11 protein-coding genes are annotated in these 14,676 nt (G+C 65.6%); 3 read left to right on the top strand and 8 right to left on the bottom strand.

What is annotated here, in order from left to right:
- Positions 1 to 43: 43 nt before the first annotated feature.
- Together ACW9UR_RS21700 and ACW9UR_RS21695 are read left to right on the top strand one after the other, a co-directional pair.
- Positions 44 to 1,066, top strand: a complete 1,023-nt coding sequence (locus tag ACW9UR_RS21700) for a calcium-binding protein (protein ID WP_458919162.1) — start codon at positions 44 to 46, stop codon at positions 1,064 to 1,066.
- A gap of 83 nt (positions 1,067 to 1,149) precedes the next feature.
- Positions 1,150 to 2,163, top strand: coding sequence for a hypothetical protein (locus ACW9UR_RS21695; protein ID WP_458919161.1), 1,014 nt, complete (start codon positions 1,150 to 1,152; stop codon positions 2,161 to 2,163).
- 396 nt (positions 2,164 to 2,559) lie between these two features.
- On the opposite strand, the gene ACW9UR_RS21690 is transcribed toward ACW9UR_RS21695, so the two are convergent.
- Positions 2,560 to 3,351, bottom strand: a complete 792-nt coding sequence (locus tag ACW9UR_RS21690) for a ferredoxin--NADP reductase (protein WP_458919160.1) — start codon at positions 3,349 to 3,351, stop codon at positions 2,560 to 2,562.
- Positions 3,352 to 3,581: 230 nt separating this feature from the next.
- Here ACW9UR_RS21690 and ACW9UR_RS21685 point away from each other — a divergent pair, with 230 nt between their 5' ends.
- The gene (locus ACW9UR_RS21685) at positions 3,582 to 5,699 is read left to right on the top strand and encodes a DEAD/DEAH box helicase (RefSeq protein ID WP_458919159.1); all 2,118 of its coding nucleotides are present in this window, start codon (positions 3,582 to 3,584) and stop codon (positions 5,697 to 5,699) included.
- Positions 5,700 to 5,840: 141 nt separating this feature from the next.
- Here the strand turns inward: ACW9UR_RS21685 and ACW9UR_RS21680 are convergent, their stop codons facing one another.
- The 7 genes from ACW9UR_RS21680 to ACW9UR_RS21650 are packed head-to-tail and all read right to left on the bottom strand — an operon-like array spanning position 5,841 to position 14,672.
- A complete protein-coding gene (locus tag ACW9UR_RS21680) occupies positions 5,841 to 7,514 on the bottom strand; it encodes a ribonuclease J (RefSeq protein WP_458919158.1) in 1,674 nt (557 codons plus the stop codon).
- The gene (locus ACW9UR_RS21675) at positions 7,511 to 8,296 is read right to left on the bottom strand and encodes a type III pantothenate kinase (protein ID WP_458919157.1); all 786 of its coding nucleotides are present in this window, start codon (positions 8,294 to 8,296) and stop codon (positions 7,511 to 7,513) included. The genes ACW9UR_RS21680 and ACW9UR_RS21675 overlap by 4 nt, the downstream gene beginning before the upstream one ends.
- A gap of 19 nt (positions 8,297 to 8,315) precedes the next feature.
- Positions 8,316 to 9,065, bottom strand: a complete 750-nt coding sequence (locus tag ACW9UR_RS21670; protein ID WP_458919156.1) for a biotin--[acetyl-CoA-carboxylase] ligase — start codon at positions 9,063 to 9,065, stop codon at positions 8,316 to 8,318.
- Positions 9,062 to 10,495, bottom strand: a complete 1,434-nt coding sequence (gene nuoN, locus ACW9UR_RS21665) for an NADH-quinone oxidoreductase subunit NuoN (protein ID WP_458919155.1) — start codon at positions 10,493 to 10,495, stop codon at positions 9,062 to 9,064. Before nuoN ends, ACW9UR_RS21670 begins: the two co-directional genes overlap by 4 nt.
- 10 nt (positions 10,496 to 10,505) lie before the next feature.
- Positions 10,506 to 12,041, bottom strand: coding sequence for an NADH-quinone oxidoreductase subunit M (locus ACW9UR_RS21660; protein ID WP_458919153.1), 1,536 nt, complete (start codon positions 12,039 to 12,041; stop codon positions 10,506 to 10,508).
- Positions 12,041 to 14,236, bottom strand: a complete 2,196-nt coding sequence (nuoL, locus tag ACW9UR_RS21655; protein ID WP_458919152.1) for an NADH-quinone oxidoreductase subunit L — start codon at positions 14,234 to 14,236, stop codon at positions 12,041 to 12,043. The genes ACW9UR_RS21660 and nuoL overlap by 1 nt, the downstream gene beginning before the upstream one ends.
- Positions 14,237 to 14,246: 10 nt before the next feature.
- On the bottom strand, positions 14,247 to 14,672 hold the full coding sequence (locus ACW9UR_RS21650) for a C1 domain-containing protein (protein WP_458919151.1): 426 nt from the start codon (positions 14,670 to 14,672) through the stop codon (positions 14,247 to 14,249).
- Positions 14,673 to 14,676 lie beyond the last annotated feature (4 nt).

The raw sequence follows: 14,676 nt of genomic DNA, 5'->3' as shown, positions 1-14,676 counted from the left end.
GCGCGCCATAGGATCGCGGAACGGATTGTGGACAGGTAAACTCATGGTCACGACAGCAGATTTCGAAGTCTACGGGCCGCATGACTTCCGCGCGGCGCTTGAGTTCATCGACGGGCTGGCCGCAGCCGAGCGCGACGGGTTCGAGGTGTTCTACACCGTCACCGGCGTTCTGGAGCGGTCGATATTCGACACGCCGACGGGCACGCTGACGGTGGATATCTGGGACCGGGAGTCTGGCGGCTCGACCGATTTCTTCTTTGCCAACCTGGGCGGCACGACCAATGCCTGGATCCTTCAAACCGACGAGTTGCTGGATTTCGCGGGCGGGCTGGGCCTGACGCCTCTGTTCGAGGCCGCCGCCTTTCCCGACACCGGCTACACCAGCTTTTCCAGCGGTGCCCGGATCCGCGCCTACGGCACCGACGACCGGATGGATGGCGAGGGCTGGATGCACGGCGGGGCCGGCGACGACTACATCACGCTCGAGGACAATTTCACCACCGAACGCGGCGACGGCGGCAAGTCGGTCGGCATCGGCGGCGCGGGCAACGACGTGCTGCTGACGGAACTGGCGCGTTCGGTTCTGAAAGGCGGCAAGGGCGACGACCTGATCACCGTCAGCGCAGGCAAGGCACGGGTCGTTGGCGGCGAGGGTGCAGACCTGTTTGCCTTCAACAACGGCAATTCGGACTTCACCGAAGGCCCCGAGGACGACACTCCGGTGCGCGCCGGCATCCGCGATTTCGATGGCGCCGAGGACATGCTGGTGTTCTCGGTCAACGTCTACAACGTCGCCCCCTTCCCCGGCGATCTGGGCACGCTAGCCGAGGCCTTCGGGCCGGGCACGCTGGCGGACCTCGACACGTTCACGCTGACCCGCGACGACGGGCTGAGCTTCGACTACGCGGTTGGCGAGGACGCCACCGGCAACGCCGTGATCCGCCGCGAGGGCATCTGGGACCACCCGGTCAACACCAAGGTCTACGACGAGAAGGTGACGCTGCACGGCCTCGGCCTGAACGAGGTCGATCTGGCAACAGTCTGGGTGGACAGCGATTTTCTCTGAACCCGAGTTTACGCCCGGACCCGAGATTTTCCCTCACATTTGACGTATGATCATCCCGTGGACCAGGGGACGGGAGACCGGGAATGTCGCTTTTCACCTTTGCGAGCGCGGTGAACTTCCGCGTCGAGCTTGCCGCGATCGACGCGCTCACCGTCGCAGACGTCGATCAGACGATCGAGGACGATCTGTTCGGTACGTCTATTTCGCGGACCGAGATATTCGAGGACTTTGGCAGCCCCGGCACCGAGTTGCAGGTTGTCTACAATTACCTCACCGATACCACGAGCTTCACCGTCTTCGGCGGCTCCGAATACCAGTTCTCGATGGTCGGAGAGTTCGACATTGCGGGCGGATACGAACTCGAGGCCGGCATCGCCGCGATCACGGGGACAGAACCTGACTACATCAGCAGCGCCCCCGGCGCGGTAATCGACGCTTTCGGCACCCGCGACGAAATGATCGGCGAAGGCCGGTTCCTGGGGCGCGGCGGCCGGGACAAGATCGAACTGGAGGACATCTCGGGCGGCGACGGTCTGGGCGACGCGGGCCGCAGCTTCGCGATCGGCGGCGGCGGTTGGGACATCCTGAAAGCGGCGGTGCAACTGTCGACGCTGAAGGGCGGCAACGGGCAGGACACGCTGGTACTGGAGTTCGGGAAATCCACGCTTGTCGGCGGCAATCATGCCGATGATTTCATCGTCGACAACGGGTTCTGGGATGTGACCGGCACTGCGACACAGGGTGCGGCCAACGCCCGCGGCAGGATCACCGATTTCGACGTGGTCGAGGGCGATGAGTTCATCTTCGCCACCGTCGACGGCGCTCTTTCCACGGGCGACGCCCCGCAGCGCGAGAGCCTCGCGGACCGGTTCGGCGCGGGCGATATGGAAACGCTGGCGGATTTCGTCGACGACGGGCTGACGCACCGGTTCTGGGACAATGCCTGGGGCAACGCCGTGTTCCGGCGGTTCGGTACCGACGGCGAGGGGCGCAGCTATGACGAGAAGGTCATCGTGAAGGGCCTCACCCTGGCCGAGATCGACCGCGCCGACGTGGTCCTGCAGGACTACAACGCCGAAACCTACGAGTTCTTCTGAGCTGCAGCCGACGAGCGCGGGACGAATCGCCTCGGGGCGCGTGACCAGCACCGGGGCGCCAAGCGCGGCGGCCATGCCTTGTGGCAGATCGGGCGCTTGCCCCGCGGCAACCGGCGCGTTGCCGTCGGGGGCGAAGAGCACGTAGGGGCCTTCGGACAGGACCCCGAACAGGGCCTGCCATAGTGCCGGGTGATCGCAAGGTCTCAGGATTGCGAACGAGGCTGCGGGACCGTTCCGCGAGCCTAGCGACAGATCGCAGCGGTGCGTCTCGTTATAGACCAGCGGGTAGATCGGACCCGGCCCGGAGACGCCGAAGATCGCACGCACCCGCTCTGCATCGAGCCCGTCCGGCTGGCCGTCGCGGTAGCCCTGAACGTAGAACTCGATCCCCAAGGATCAGTCCACGAAGGCCTTCTCGATCACGAAATGGCCCGGCTCGGAGTTCGCGCCCTCGGTCATGCCGGCCTCTTCGCAGAGGGCCTTGTGCTCCTTGAGCATGTCCATCGAGCCACAGATCATCACTCGGTCGGTCTCGGGCGAGAGCGGCCCGCCGGTCGCCTCGGCCAGGCGGCCGTCACGGATCCAGTCGGTCATGCGGCCCATTTGCGGGCTGTCCTCGCGGGTCGTGGTGGCGATGTGGGTCAGCTTGTCCCCGACGATCTCGGGCAGGAATTCGTGGGTGCGAATCCGCTCGATCAGATCATGGCCATAGGCCAGTTCCCCCACCTCGCGGCAGGTGTGGGTCAGGATGACCTGGTCGAATTTTTCATAGGTCTCGGGGTCGCGGATCACACTGGCGAAGGGCGCGATGCCAGTGCCGGTCGAGAACAGGAACAGCCGCTTGCCGGGCAGCAGCGCGTCGTGGACCAGCGTTCCGACAGGTTTGGGGCGCATGACGATCTCGTCGCCGTCCTCGAGATGCTGGAGCCGCGAGGTCAGCGGGCCGTCCTGCACCTTGATCGAGTAGAACTCCAGTTCCTCGTCCCAGGAGGGCGAGGCGATGGAATAGGCGCGCAGCAGCGGCTTTTCGTCGACCATCAGGCCGATCATCACGAACTCGCCCGAGCGGAAGCGGAAGCTATCGGGCCGCTCGCAGGTGAAGCTGAAGGTGCGGTCCGTCCAGTGACGGATCCCGCCGACGCGCAGCAGCGCCATGCCGCGCAGGGCCTTGGGTGGGGCGACGTCCATCCGGCATCCCTTTCAATGGTTCGCGTCCTATTAGCCCGCCCTGCGGGCAAGATCAAAGCCCCTGCCCGCCTGTGGCAATGCGGCGCGGTTCTGCCGGTCAAAACGCTACAAAGATTGACCGCAGCGCAACAATGACCTATGTGATCGGCCACGAACGATCCCAATACGGGGATGTTGGCCGCGCTGGAAACTGCGGCCGTTAATGTAGCCGCACTCAAATACAGCGAGCAATGACAGCCTTTACTGATCTTGAACTGGACCCGCGGGTCCTGAAAGCCGTGACCGAAGCCGGTTACGAAACGCCGACGCCGATCCAGGCCCAGGCCATCCCCGAAGCGCTCACCGGACGCGACGTGCTGGGCATTGCCCAGACCGGCACCGGCAAGACCGCCAGCTTCACGCTGCCGATGCTGAGCCTGCTGGCAAAGGGTCGCGCCCGCGCGCGGATGCCGCGCAGCCTTGTGCTGGCGCCGACGCGCGAGCTGGCCGCCCAGGTCGCCGAGAACTTCGAAACCTATTCCAAGCACATGAAGCTGACCATGGCGCTGCTGATCGGCGGCACCAGCTTCAAGGACCAGGACCGGCTAATCGATCGGGGCGTGGACGTCCTGATCGCGACGCCTGGCCGCCTGCTCGACCATTTCGAGCGCGGCAAGCTGATGCTGACCGGCATCGAGATCATGGTCGTGGACGAGGCCGACCGGATGCTCGACATGGGGTTCATTCCCGACATCGAGCGGATCTTCAAGCTGACCCCGTTCACTCGCCAGACGCTCTTCTTCTCGGCCACCATGGCGCCCGAGATCACGCGTATCACCCAGGAATTCCTGTCGAATCCGGTCCGGGTGGAGGTTGCCCGACAGGCCACCGCCGCCGAGACCATCGAGCAGGCGGTGTGCAAGATCACCCCGTCGCGCCGCGACCGCGCCGACAAGGAGAAGCGCGACGCGCTGCGCGCCCTGATCGACGCCGAAGGCGAGAAGCTGACCAACGGTATCATCTTCTGCAACCGTAAGCGGGACGTCGACATCGTCGCCAAATCGCTGGCCAAGCACGGCTATGACGCCGCGCCGATCCACGGCGATCTGGACCAGTCGATCCGGACCCGCACGCTGGAGAGCTTCCGCGACGGCGGTCTGCGCTTGCTGGTCGCCTCGGACGTGGCCGCGCGCGGGCTCGACATTCCGTCGGTCAGCCACGTCTTCAACTTCGACATTCCGATCCATTCCGAGGATTACGTCCACCGCATCGGCCGCACCGGCCGTGCCGGGCGCTCGGGCAAGGCGCTGTCGCTTTATGTGCCGGCGGACGAGAAGCATCTCGACAAGGTCGAGGAACTGCTGGGCAAGAAGATCCCGGTGGTCGAGAACCCGCTGGGCGACGCCGCCCCCGCCACCTCGGATGAGGGTCAGGACGAGGAACGCCGCAGCTCGCGCAGCCGGAGCCGCAGTCGCAGCCGCAAGCGGGACGACGCGCCCGCTGCCGAGGCCGATTCGCAAGCGCAGGCCGCGCCGGAGCCGCGCGAGAGCCGCTCGCGCGATGCGCGTCCGGCCGACACACGTTCGGGTTCCAATGACAGCCGCGCGCGCGGTGGCCGCTCGCGTAGCCGCGGTCGCGATGACAACCGGGTTGTCGGCATGGGCGATCACGTCCCCGCCTTCATGACCCGCGATCTGCGCGCCGCGCTCGCCGACCTCGAGAAGGACGAGCCGGAAGAGACAGCCGAGGAGCCAGTGGTCGAGGCTGAGACTGAAACTCCGGTCGAGGCGGTCGAAGAGAAGCCGAAAAAGGCCAAGCGCAAGCGGACGTCGAAGAAGAAGGACGTCGAGCCGAAAGCCGAGGCGGCCGACGCCGAGGGCGAGGCGGTTTCGGAAGCCGTGGAAGCACCGGCTGAAGCACCTGCGGTCGAGGCCGAGGCCGCGCCTGCCGACGCACCTGCGGCTGAAGCTGAGTCGACTGAGGTGACTGCTCCGGAACCGGATTTCGAGCCCGTGGCCGAGGAGAAGCCGAAGAAACCGCGCAAACGGCGAACGAGCAAGAAGGCTGCGGAAGAGGCTCCGGCTGAGACGACGACAGAAATGCCTGCAGAGGCCGCGTCCGCACCCGCTCCGCAAACAACCGAACCTCAGGCCGAGGAAGCCAAGCCCGAGGGCGTCCAGCCGGAACCGGCGAGCGAAGACCCCAAGGCAGAGGCTCAGGCCGAGCTGGCACCCGAGACGCAAGCTGAGCCTGCTTCCGAGGCACAGGCCGAGGAACCGGCCAAGCAACCTACGCGGCAGCGCAAGCCGCGCGCCCGGGCATCTGCCTCATCAGTGATCAACACGGTGAAAGGCCGAAGCCGAGCTTGAGCAGAAGGCCAGCTGAACCGAACAGGCCGGCTGAAATGAATACGCCGCCCCAAGGGGCGGCGTTTTTCGTTTCAATCCCGGCTTAATCCGACCCGGCGTTCAGCAGGGTGGGCTGGAAGCCCACCCTACACATGAGAGGGCCTAGCCTTCGAAGCGGTTGATGAGCACCGTCGTGACGGGCTTCTTTCCCAAAAGGTCGTCAGTGGTGCCGCGCACGGCACGCTCGACCAGTTTCTCGACCTCTTCGTCGTCGCGCAGGGCGTTGCGCTTGGCGTTGGACAGCGCCTTGTCCACCGCATCCTCGATCGCCTCGGCGACCGGTTTGCGGCCCGAGACAGTCTCGGGCAGACCGACGATCTCGGCCCAGGGGGCGTCGGCCATGCTGCCGTCGCTTTCCAGCAGGACCGAAACGATGACATGCCCACGGATCGCCATGCGCACCCGCTCGCGCACCACGCCGTCGAGCGCGCCGATCAGAACCTTGCCGTCGAGATAGAGCCGCCCGGTCTCGACATGGTCGATGACCTCGGCCTCGGGACCGGTCAGGTCGACCACGGCGCCATTGGGCGCGACGATGCCGGGGCGGCCGTGACTGCGGGCCAGTTCGGCATGGCTGCTCAGGTGCCGGTGCTCGCCGTGCATCGGGATGACGTTGGCTGGGCGTACCAGCGTGTGCACCTGCTCGAGATCCGGACGGTTGGCGTGGCCAGAGACGTGATAGCGGCCATCGCTGTCGTCGATCACGCGAACGCCCTGCTCGGAGAGCTGGTTGAGGATGCGTCCGACCGAGACCTCGTTGCCCGGGATCGTCTTGGACGAGAACAGAAAGGTGTCGCCTTCCTTCAGCTTGAAACCGCGGTAGCCGTGGCTGGCGAGCTGAGCACTGGCGGCGCGGCGTTCGCCCTGGCTGCCGGTGGCGAGCATGAACAGGTTCTCGCGCGGGATGCTCTCGGCCTCGTCAAGGTCGACCACGGGCGGGAAGTCCGGCAGCACCTCGGTGGCGAACCCGTTCTGGATCATCGTGTTCATCGCCCGGCCCAGCACCACGACCGAGCGGCCCTGGTCATGCGCGGCCTGCGCCAGCGTGCGCAGGCGTGCAATGTTGGAGGCGAAGGTGGTGGCGACGACGAGGCCCTTGGCCTCGGCCATCAGGGCTTCGACCGGACCGACAATATCAGCCTCGGACCGGCCGTGCATGGGCGAGAAGACGTTGGTGGAATCGCAGACGAGCGCCTTGACGCCGTCATCGCCGATGGCGCGGAACAGCGCCGGGTCCCAAGGCTCGCCGACAAGCGGGGTCTGGTCCAGTTTCAGGTCCCCGGTGTGCACGACGCGGCCCGCGGGCGTGTCGATTACCAGCGCCGAGGCTTCGGGGATCGAGTGCGAGACCGGCACGAAGCCGACAGTGAAGGGGCCAAGCTGGACGGTTTCCGGCCAGGCCGGTGCGACGCGGACGATCTTGGGGTCCAGCCCCGCCTTCTCCAGCTTCTGCTGCGCGATCAGCGCGGTGAAGCGGCGGGCGTAGACCGGGGCCTGCAGGCGCGGCCAGAGGTGGCCGAGCGCGCCGACGTGATCCTCGTGCGCGTGGGTGATGATAATGGCTTCCAGCCGGTCGGCGCGCTCGGCGATGAAGCTGGGATCGGCCATGATGAGGTCGACGCCGGGCGAGCCGTCCATGTCCGGGAAGGTCACGCCGGTATCGACGAGGATGAAGCGTTGATCCCCTACCGGCCCGTAGCCGTAGAGGTACATGTTCATGCCGATCTCGCCCGCGCCGCCGAGCGGCAGGTAGGTAAACTTGGTTTCTTTCGTCATACGGTTATTTTCGCTTTCGGGCTGTTTCGGGCGTGGATCAGCACGAGCCCGTGAATGGTCAGATCTGTATCGATGTGGTCGAAGATGTCGGTGCCCTGGTTGAAGAGCGTGGAAAGCCCGCCGGTGCCGACCACCTTCATCTGGCGGCCACGCTCGGCGGCGATGCGTCGGCACACGCCCTCGACCAGGCCGATGTAGCCCCAGTAGATGCCGGACTGCATGCAGGCGCGGGTGTTGGTGCCGACGACCCGCTCGGGGTGGGTGACGTCGATATAAGGCAGCGCGGCCGCAGCTTCGCTGAGTGCCTTGAGCGAGAGGTTCACGCCCGGTGCGATCACGCCGCCCTCGTAGGCGCCGTCGTGGCCGACCACGTCGAAGGTCGTCGCGGTGCCGAAGTCCACCACCACCAGATCGCCGCCGTAGCGGTCAAACGCGCCGACGGTGTTCACCAGCCGGTCGGCCCCTACGGTGGTGTCGGCATCGACGCGAACCGGGACGCCCAGCTCGACCTCGGGCTTGCCGACGACCAGCGGGCGGGTGCGGAAGTACTTGTCGGAAAGGACGCGCAGGTTGAAAACCACCTGCGGCACGACCGAGGACACGATCACGTCGGTGATCCGCCCGACGATGCCGTTCAGCGTCATCAACTGCTGAAGCCAGACATAGTACTCATCCGCGGTGCGGGCGTGCTCGGTGCGGCAGCGGAAGGCCGCGAGTTCCCGGTCTCCGTCGTGGAGCGCGAAGACGCAGTTGGTGTTGCCGACGTCGATGGCAAGAAGCATGGGCAGACCCGCCCTTCCGTCAGAAGTGTATGTCGGCCGCAGGCAGGTGCAGGCGACCCGTCGGGGTATCTAGAACGACTGCGCCGGTTTCGTCCACCGTCTCGAACCGGCCCGAGACCTCGCGGCCTGGCATTCGGGCGGTGATTTGCTGGCCCAAACGCGCGGCGCGAGCCAGCCAGGCGGCGCGGATCGGGGCGAAGCCGTTAGCCTGGAACTCGGACTCGAGCGCGGCGAACCGAGACGCCAGCGCGTCGAGGAAGGCATCGGGGGTAATACGCAGCCCGGTCTCCGCCAGGGCGATCGGGCGGAGGGCGGTTTCCTCGACTGCCGTCACGGGCGGGGCGGAGGCCAGGTTCACGCCGATGCCGATGACCATCGCCAATTGCCCGTCCTGGTTGGTGCTTTCCAGCAGGATGCCCGCCAGCTTCTGTCCGTCCAGCAGCACGTCGTTGGGCCATTTCAGGCTGAGACGCGCCGGGTCGATGCCAAGGCTGTCCAGCGTCTCGGCCAGCGCCAGCGCGGCGGTAAAGCTGCGCAATGCCGCCTGCCCCGCGTCGGGACCGAGGCGCAGCGCGACGCTGCCGTAGAAGTTGCCGGGGTCCGAGACCCAGGGCCGACCACGGCGGCCCCGCCCTGCGGTCTGGCGGTCGGCGAGCACCCAGAACGGGGCCGCCTGACCTGAGTCGAGGCGCCGAAGCGCCTCGGCATTTGTGCTGTCGGTCTGAGCCAGGACGAAGCGGGGCGCGGCCCCGCCTGCGCTCCCGCTCAATTCACCAGCGTCGCGGCTGCAGCGGCGGCCATGGCGTCGACACCGAAGAGGTTCACGACGCCCAGGACCATCGCGCCGGCGCTGATGCCCAGCGCGGCCCAGTGCAGCGGCGGCATGGTGCCGTCAAGCTGGTCGGCGGCCTCGCCGAAGTACATCAGGTAGACGATGCGCAGGTAGTAGAACGCACCGATTACCGAGGCGATCACGCCAATCACCGCAAGCCAAGCGAGGCCCGCGTCGACCGCAGCCTGGAACACCACGAATTTGCCCCAGAAGCCCACCAGCGGCGGCAGGCCGGCCAGCGAGAACATCAGGATCGCAAGGCACAGGGCGCGGGCAGGCTCGACGCGGCTGTAAAGGCCGAGGGCCGAGATCTCCAGCACGCCGGTGCCGTCGCGGGTCATGTTCAGGATGAAGGCGAAGACACCGACGTTCATGGTGACGTAGATCGCCATGTAAAGCAGCATGCCGCTGACGCCCGCCTCGGTCCCGGCGGCGAGGCCCATCAGCGCGTAGCCCATGTGGCCAATCGAGGAATAGGCCATCAGACGCTTGATGTTGGTCTGGCCGATCGCAGCGACCGAGCCCAGCAGCATGGAGGCCAGCGACAGGAAGGCCAGGATCTGCTGCCAGTCGGCGACAGCGCCGGCGAACCCGTCGAAGAGTACGCGGGCGAACATCGCTGCCGCGGCCATTTTCGGCGCGGTGGCGAAGAAGCCGGTGACCGGGGTCGGCGCACCCTCGTAGACGTCCGGGGTCCACATGTGGAACGGCGCCGCCGAGATCTTGAAGGCGATACCGGCGCAGAGGAACACGAGGCCGAAGAGCAGACCGACCGAGATCTCGCCGGCGCTGACGATGGCCGAGATACCGGCGAGGTTCGTGGTGCCTGCGGTGCCGTAGGTCAGCGAGCAGCCATAAAGCAGCATCCCGGAGGAGAGCGCGCCGAGGACGAAGTACTTCAGCCCCGCCTCGGTCGAGCGCACGGAATCGCGCCGGTAGGAGGCGATCACGTAGAGCGCCAGCGACTGAAGCTCGAGGCCGAGGTAGAGCACCATCAGGTCATGGGCCGATACCATGACCATCATGCCGACGACCGAGAGCGCCACCAGCACCGGGTATTCGTAGTTCAGCAGGCCCGTCCGCTCGAGGTAGTCGTCGCTGATCAGCAGCAGCGCGGCCGCGCCCCAGAGCAGCACGACCTTGGCGAAGCGGGCGAAGCCGTCGTTGACGAAGCTGTCGCCGAAGGCCGCCGACTCGACGCCCGGTGCGACGCCGATCCATGCGCCGAAGGTCGCCAGCACCGCAGCCGTGGTCCAAAGCACGACGCGCGAATTGACGAGGCCGAAGACGCCCGCCATCAGCGCGGCCATCGCGTAGACCGCCAGCGCGACCTCGGGCAGGACAGTGTTCAGGTCTTGGGCAAACATCCGTGTTCCCTCAGTTCTCGGCCAGCTGGGTTTCAGCGGCGTTCAGCGCCATATCGTACTGGTCCAGGAGCGCGCCGACCGTCGGCCCGATGATGTCGAGCGCCAGCGCCGGGTACACACCCAGCAGCAGGGTCATGGCGACCAGCGGAGCGAAGAGCAGTTTCTCGCGCCCGGTCATGTCCTGGATCGAGCGCAGGCTCTCCTTGATCAGATCGCCGAACACCACGCGGCGGTAGAGCCACAGCGCGTAGGCCGCCGACAGGATCACGCCGGTGGCGGCGATGAAGGCGACCCAGGTGTTGGCCTGGTAGACGCCGGCCATGGTCAGGAATTCCCCGACGAAGCCCGAGGTCCCCGGCAGGCCGACATTGCCCATGGTGAACAGCATGAAGATCAGCGCGAAGGCCGGCATTCGGATCACGAGGCCACCGTAGGCGTCGATCTCGCGGGTGTGCATCCGGTCGTAGATCACGCCGACCACGAGGAACAGCGCGCCCGAGATGAAGCCGTGGCTGATCATCTGGAAGATCGCGCCGTCGATGCCCTGCTGGTTCGCTGCGAAGATCCCCATGGTCACGAAGCCCATGTGGGCGACCGAGGAATAGGCGATCAGCTTCTTCATGTCCTCCTGCATCATGGCGACCAGCGAGGTGTAGACGATCGCGATCACAGAAAGGGTGAAGACGAAATCGGCCATCAGATCCGAGGCGACCGGGAACATCGGCAGGCTGAAGCGCAGGAAGCCGTAGCCGCCCATCTTCAGCAGGATCGCCGCCAGCACCACCGACCCGGCGGTCGGCGCCTGCACGTGCGCATCCGGCAGCCAGGTGTGCACCGGCCACATCGGCATCTTCACCGCGAAACTGGCGAAGAAGGCGATCCAGAGCAGCGTCTGCAGCCCGCCGACGATGTGGAAGCCCCAGATGTCCAGCACGTCCGAGCTGAATTCGTGGTTCAGCAGCTTGACGATGTCGGTCGTGCCCGCGTCCACGTACATGGCCAGCATCGCGACCAGCATCAGCAGCGAGCCGAGCAGCGTGTAGAGGAAGAACTTGAACGCAGCGTAGATCCGCTCCTTGCCGCCCCAGATGCCGATGATCAGGAACATCGGGATCAGACCGGCCTCGAAGAAGAAGTAGAACAGGATCAGGTCCAGCGCGCAGAACACGCCGATCATCAGCGTCTCGAGCGCCAGGAATGCGATCATGTATTCCTTGACCCGATGCTCGACCGACCAGCACGAGCCGATCACGATCGGCATCAGGAAGGTCGTCAGCATGACGAACAGGACCGAGATCCCGTCGACGCCCATCTTGTAGGTGAGGCCGGCGATCCATTTCGATTCTTCCACGAACTGGAAGCCGGGATCTTGCGGGTCAAAGCCGGTGATGATCGCCAGCGACAGCAGGAAGGTCGCGAGCGTGGTGAACAGCGCCAGCCGCTTCGCGTTCAGTTGCGCGGCGGCATCCTCGCCGCGCAGGAACAGCATCAGCACCACCGCACCGATCAGCGGCAGGAAGGTGACCAGGGAAAGCAGGTTGTCCATCAGCTAAACGCCCTCAGCAGGATCCAGGTCAGCAGGGCCGCAAGCCCTATGAACATCGCGAAGGCGTAGTGGAACACGTAGCCCGACTGCACCCGCCCCGCGAGGCGCGTGAAGAAGGGGATGATGCCCATGGCCAGCCCGTTGATGCTGCCGTCGATCGTGGCCCCGTCGCCCTTCTTCCACAGCAGGCGGCCGAGGCCGCGCGCGGGACGGACGAACAGGAAGTCGTAGACCTCGTCGAAGTACCACTTGTTCAGAAGGAACTGGTAGAGGCCCGGGTTCGATGCCGCCAGCCGGCCCGGAAGCTCGGGGCGCGCGATATAGAACAGGTACGCGGTGCCGAGGCCCAGAAGCATGGCGATGAAGGGCGAGAGTTTCACCCAGGACGGCACGTCGTGATAGGCGTGGAGGATCCACTCCCGTCCTTCGAGATGCGACAGGTCAGCGGCTGCTTCTGTAGCTTCGCCATGGCTGTCGTCGCCATGCGCTTCGCCTTCCGCCTCGGCCTGAGCGACGGCGGTTTCCTCGCCGTGGCTGTCCTCGGCAGCGGCGTCCTCGGCGTGCGCCTCGTCGGTTGCGCCGTGGTCGGCGGCCTCGGCATGCTCTTCGCCGTGCGCCTCGCCATGGCCTTCACCGTGGGCCGCGTAGTTGTAGACCGCGTCGCCGAAGTACTTCTCGGATCCGCCGCCGACGAAGGGCTTGTAGTAGACCATCCCAAGCAGCACCGCACCGGTGGCCAGCACGACCAGCGGAACGGTCATGACCCGCGGGCTTTCGTGCGCATGGTCGTGGGCGTGCATGTCGCCGCGCGGCTTGCCGTAGAAGGTCATGAACACCAGGCGCCAGGAATAGAAGCTGGTGAACAGCGCGGCGATGACCAGCATCCCGAAAGCATAGCTGGAGTGGCCGGCATAGACGCCCTCGATGATCGCGTCCTTCGACACGAAACCTGCAAGGCCGATGGGCACGCCGAACATGTCGTAGCTGAACGGGATGCCGACGCCGGTGATCGCCAGCGTGCCGATCATCATGGTCCAGAAGGTCAGCGGCACCTTGTCCTTCAGCCCGCCGTAGTTCCGCATGTCCTGCTCGTGGTGCATCGCGGTGATGACCGAGCCGGCGCCGAGGAACAGCAGCGCCTTGAAGGCGGCGTGCGTGAACAGGTGGAACATGGCCGCCTGGTAGAAGCCGACGCCGGCGGCGGCGAACATGTAGCCGAGCTGCGAACAGGTCGAATAGGCGATCACGCGCTTGATGTCGTTCTGCACCAGGCCCACGGTCGCCGCGAAGAAGGCGGTGGTCGCACCCACGACCGTCACGACGGTCAGCGCGGTCGGCGCATATTCGAACAGCGGCGACATGCGGCAGACCAGGAACACGCCCGCCGTCACCATGGTCGCGGCGTGGATCAGGGCCGACACCGGGGTCGGGCCTTCCATCGCGTCCGGCAGCCAGGTGTGCAGGAACAGCTGCGCCGATTTGCCCATCGCGCCGATGAACAGCAGGATCGCGGCAAGCTCGGCCGCGTTCACGTCCATCCACAGGAAGTGGATCGAGGTCGCGGCCAGATCAGGCGCGGCGTCGAAGATCGTGTCGAACTGGATCGAGTCGACCAGGTAGTAGAGCGTGAAGATCCCCAGCAGGAAGCCGAAATCGCCGACCCGGTTGACGATGAACGCCTTCATCGCCGCATTGTTGGCCGAGGGCTTGCGGTAATAGAAGCCGATCAGCAGGTAGGAGGCGACGCCGACGCCTTCCCAGCCGAAGAACATTTGCAGCAGGTTGTCGGCTGTCACCAGCATCAGCATGGTGAAGGTGAAGAACGAGAGGTAGGCGAAGAAGCGCGGCTTGTAGCTTTCGCCCTCTTTCCAGTTCTCGTCATGGGCCATGTAGCCCATCGAGTAGAGGTGCACGAGCGCCGAGACCGTGGTGATCACGACCAGCATGATCGCGGTCAGCGTGTCGAGGCGGATCGACCAGTAGGCCGAGAGCGTACCGCTTTCGACCCAGCGGAACAGATCGACCGTGTTCCCGTCCTCGGCGCTGAAGCCGAGGAACGTGATCCAGGACAGCAGCGCGGACAGAAACAGCAGGCCGGTGGCGGTCATGGTCGCCGCCTTCTCGCCGATGAACTTGTGGCCGAAGCCGCAAACAAGAGCGCCGATCAGCGGTGCGAAGAGGATGATAGTGGACATCGTCTACCTTTCAGTTCAGCGCGCCGGTGGCTTCAAGGTGGTTGCAATCGCACCGTCCAACATCGCCCTTGCCGATCCGGACACCCGCCCCGAGATCGGCGAGATCCTGACCAATCTCGCGCAGCGTGACCTTTGCGGACATGTCGAGCAGGGCGGCATATCGATCGTGTACCCGGCGTTCATCTTGCGGACCCACACCAAACAGCAGGTAATGTCCGGTCGAACAATGATGCAGCAGCGTCCAAGTATGCTGCGCGTCGTCGTATACCGTGGTCTCCGCAAAAGAACTCTGACGCAGGTTCACCCACGCCGGGAGCGCATCGACATCTTCAGTGAACTGCTGGCTGGTGGAATCCCAGAGGCAATCCGGCTGCGGCGTCAGTGCCAGCGCAGAAGCGGGGGCGACTGTTGCCAGAAAGAGGAGCCGTCGCAGCATATGC

The sequence above is a fragment of the Halovulum sp. GXIMD14794 genome (assembly GCF_054457455.1).
This window is presented reverse-complemented; position numbering and strand designations above follow the sequence as displayed.

Coding starts and splice junctions, on each gene's coding strand:
- ACW9UR_RS21700 (WP_458919162.1), top strand. CDS start 44: ATGGTCACGACAGCAGATTTCGAAGTCTACGGGCCGCATGACTTCCGC.
- ACW9UR_RS21695 (WP_458919161.1), top strand. CDS start 1,150: ATGTCGCTTTTCACCTTTGCGAGCGCGGTGAACTTCCGCGTCGAGCTT.
- ACW9UR_RS21690 (WP_458919160.1), bottom strand. CDS start 3,351: ATGGACGTCGCCCCACCCAAGGCCCTGCGCGGCATGGCGCTGCTGCGC.
- ACW9UR_RS21685 (WP_458919159.1), top strand. CDS start 3,582: ATGACAGCCTTTACTGATCTTGAACTGGACCCGCGGGTCCTGAAAGCC.
- ACW9UR_RS21680 (WP_458919158.1), bottom strand. CDS start 7,514: ATGACGAAAGAAACCAAGTTTACCTACCTGCCGCTCGGCGGCGCGGGC.
- ACW9UR_RS21675 (WP_458919157.1), bottom strand. CDS start 8,296: ATGCTTCTTGCCATCGACGTCGGCAACACCAACTGCGTCTTCGCGCTC.
- nuoN (WP_458919155.1), bottom strand. CDS start 10,495: ATGTTTGCCCAAGACCTGAACACTGTCCTGCCCGAGGTCGCGCTGGCG.
- ACW9UR_RS21660 (WP_458919153.1), bottom strand. CDS start 12,041: ATGGACAACCTGCTTTCCCTGGTCACCTTCCTGCCGCTGATCGGTGCG.
- nuoL (WP_458919152.1), bottom strand. CDS start 14,236: ATGTCCACTATCATCCTCTTCGCACCGCTGATCGGCGCTCTTGTTTGC.
- ACW9UR_RS21650 (WP_458919151.1), bottom strand. CDS start 14,672: ATGCTGCGACGGCTCCTCTTTCTGGCAACAGTCGCCCCCGCTTCTGCG.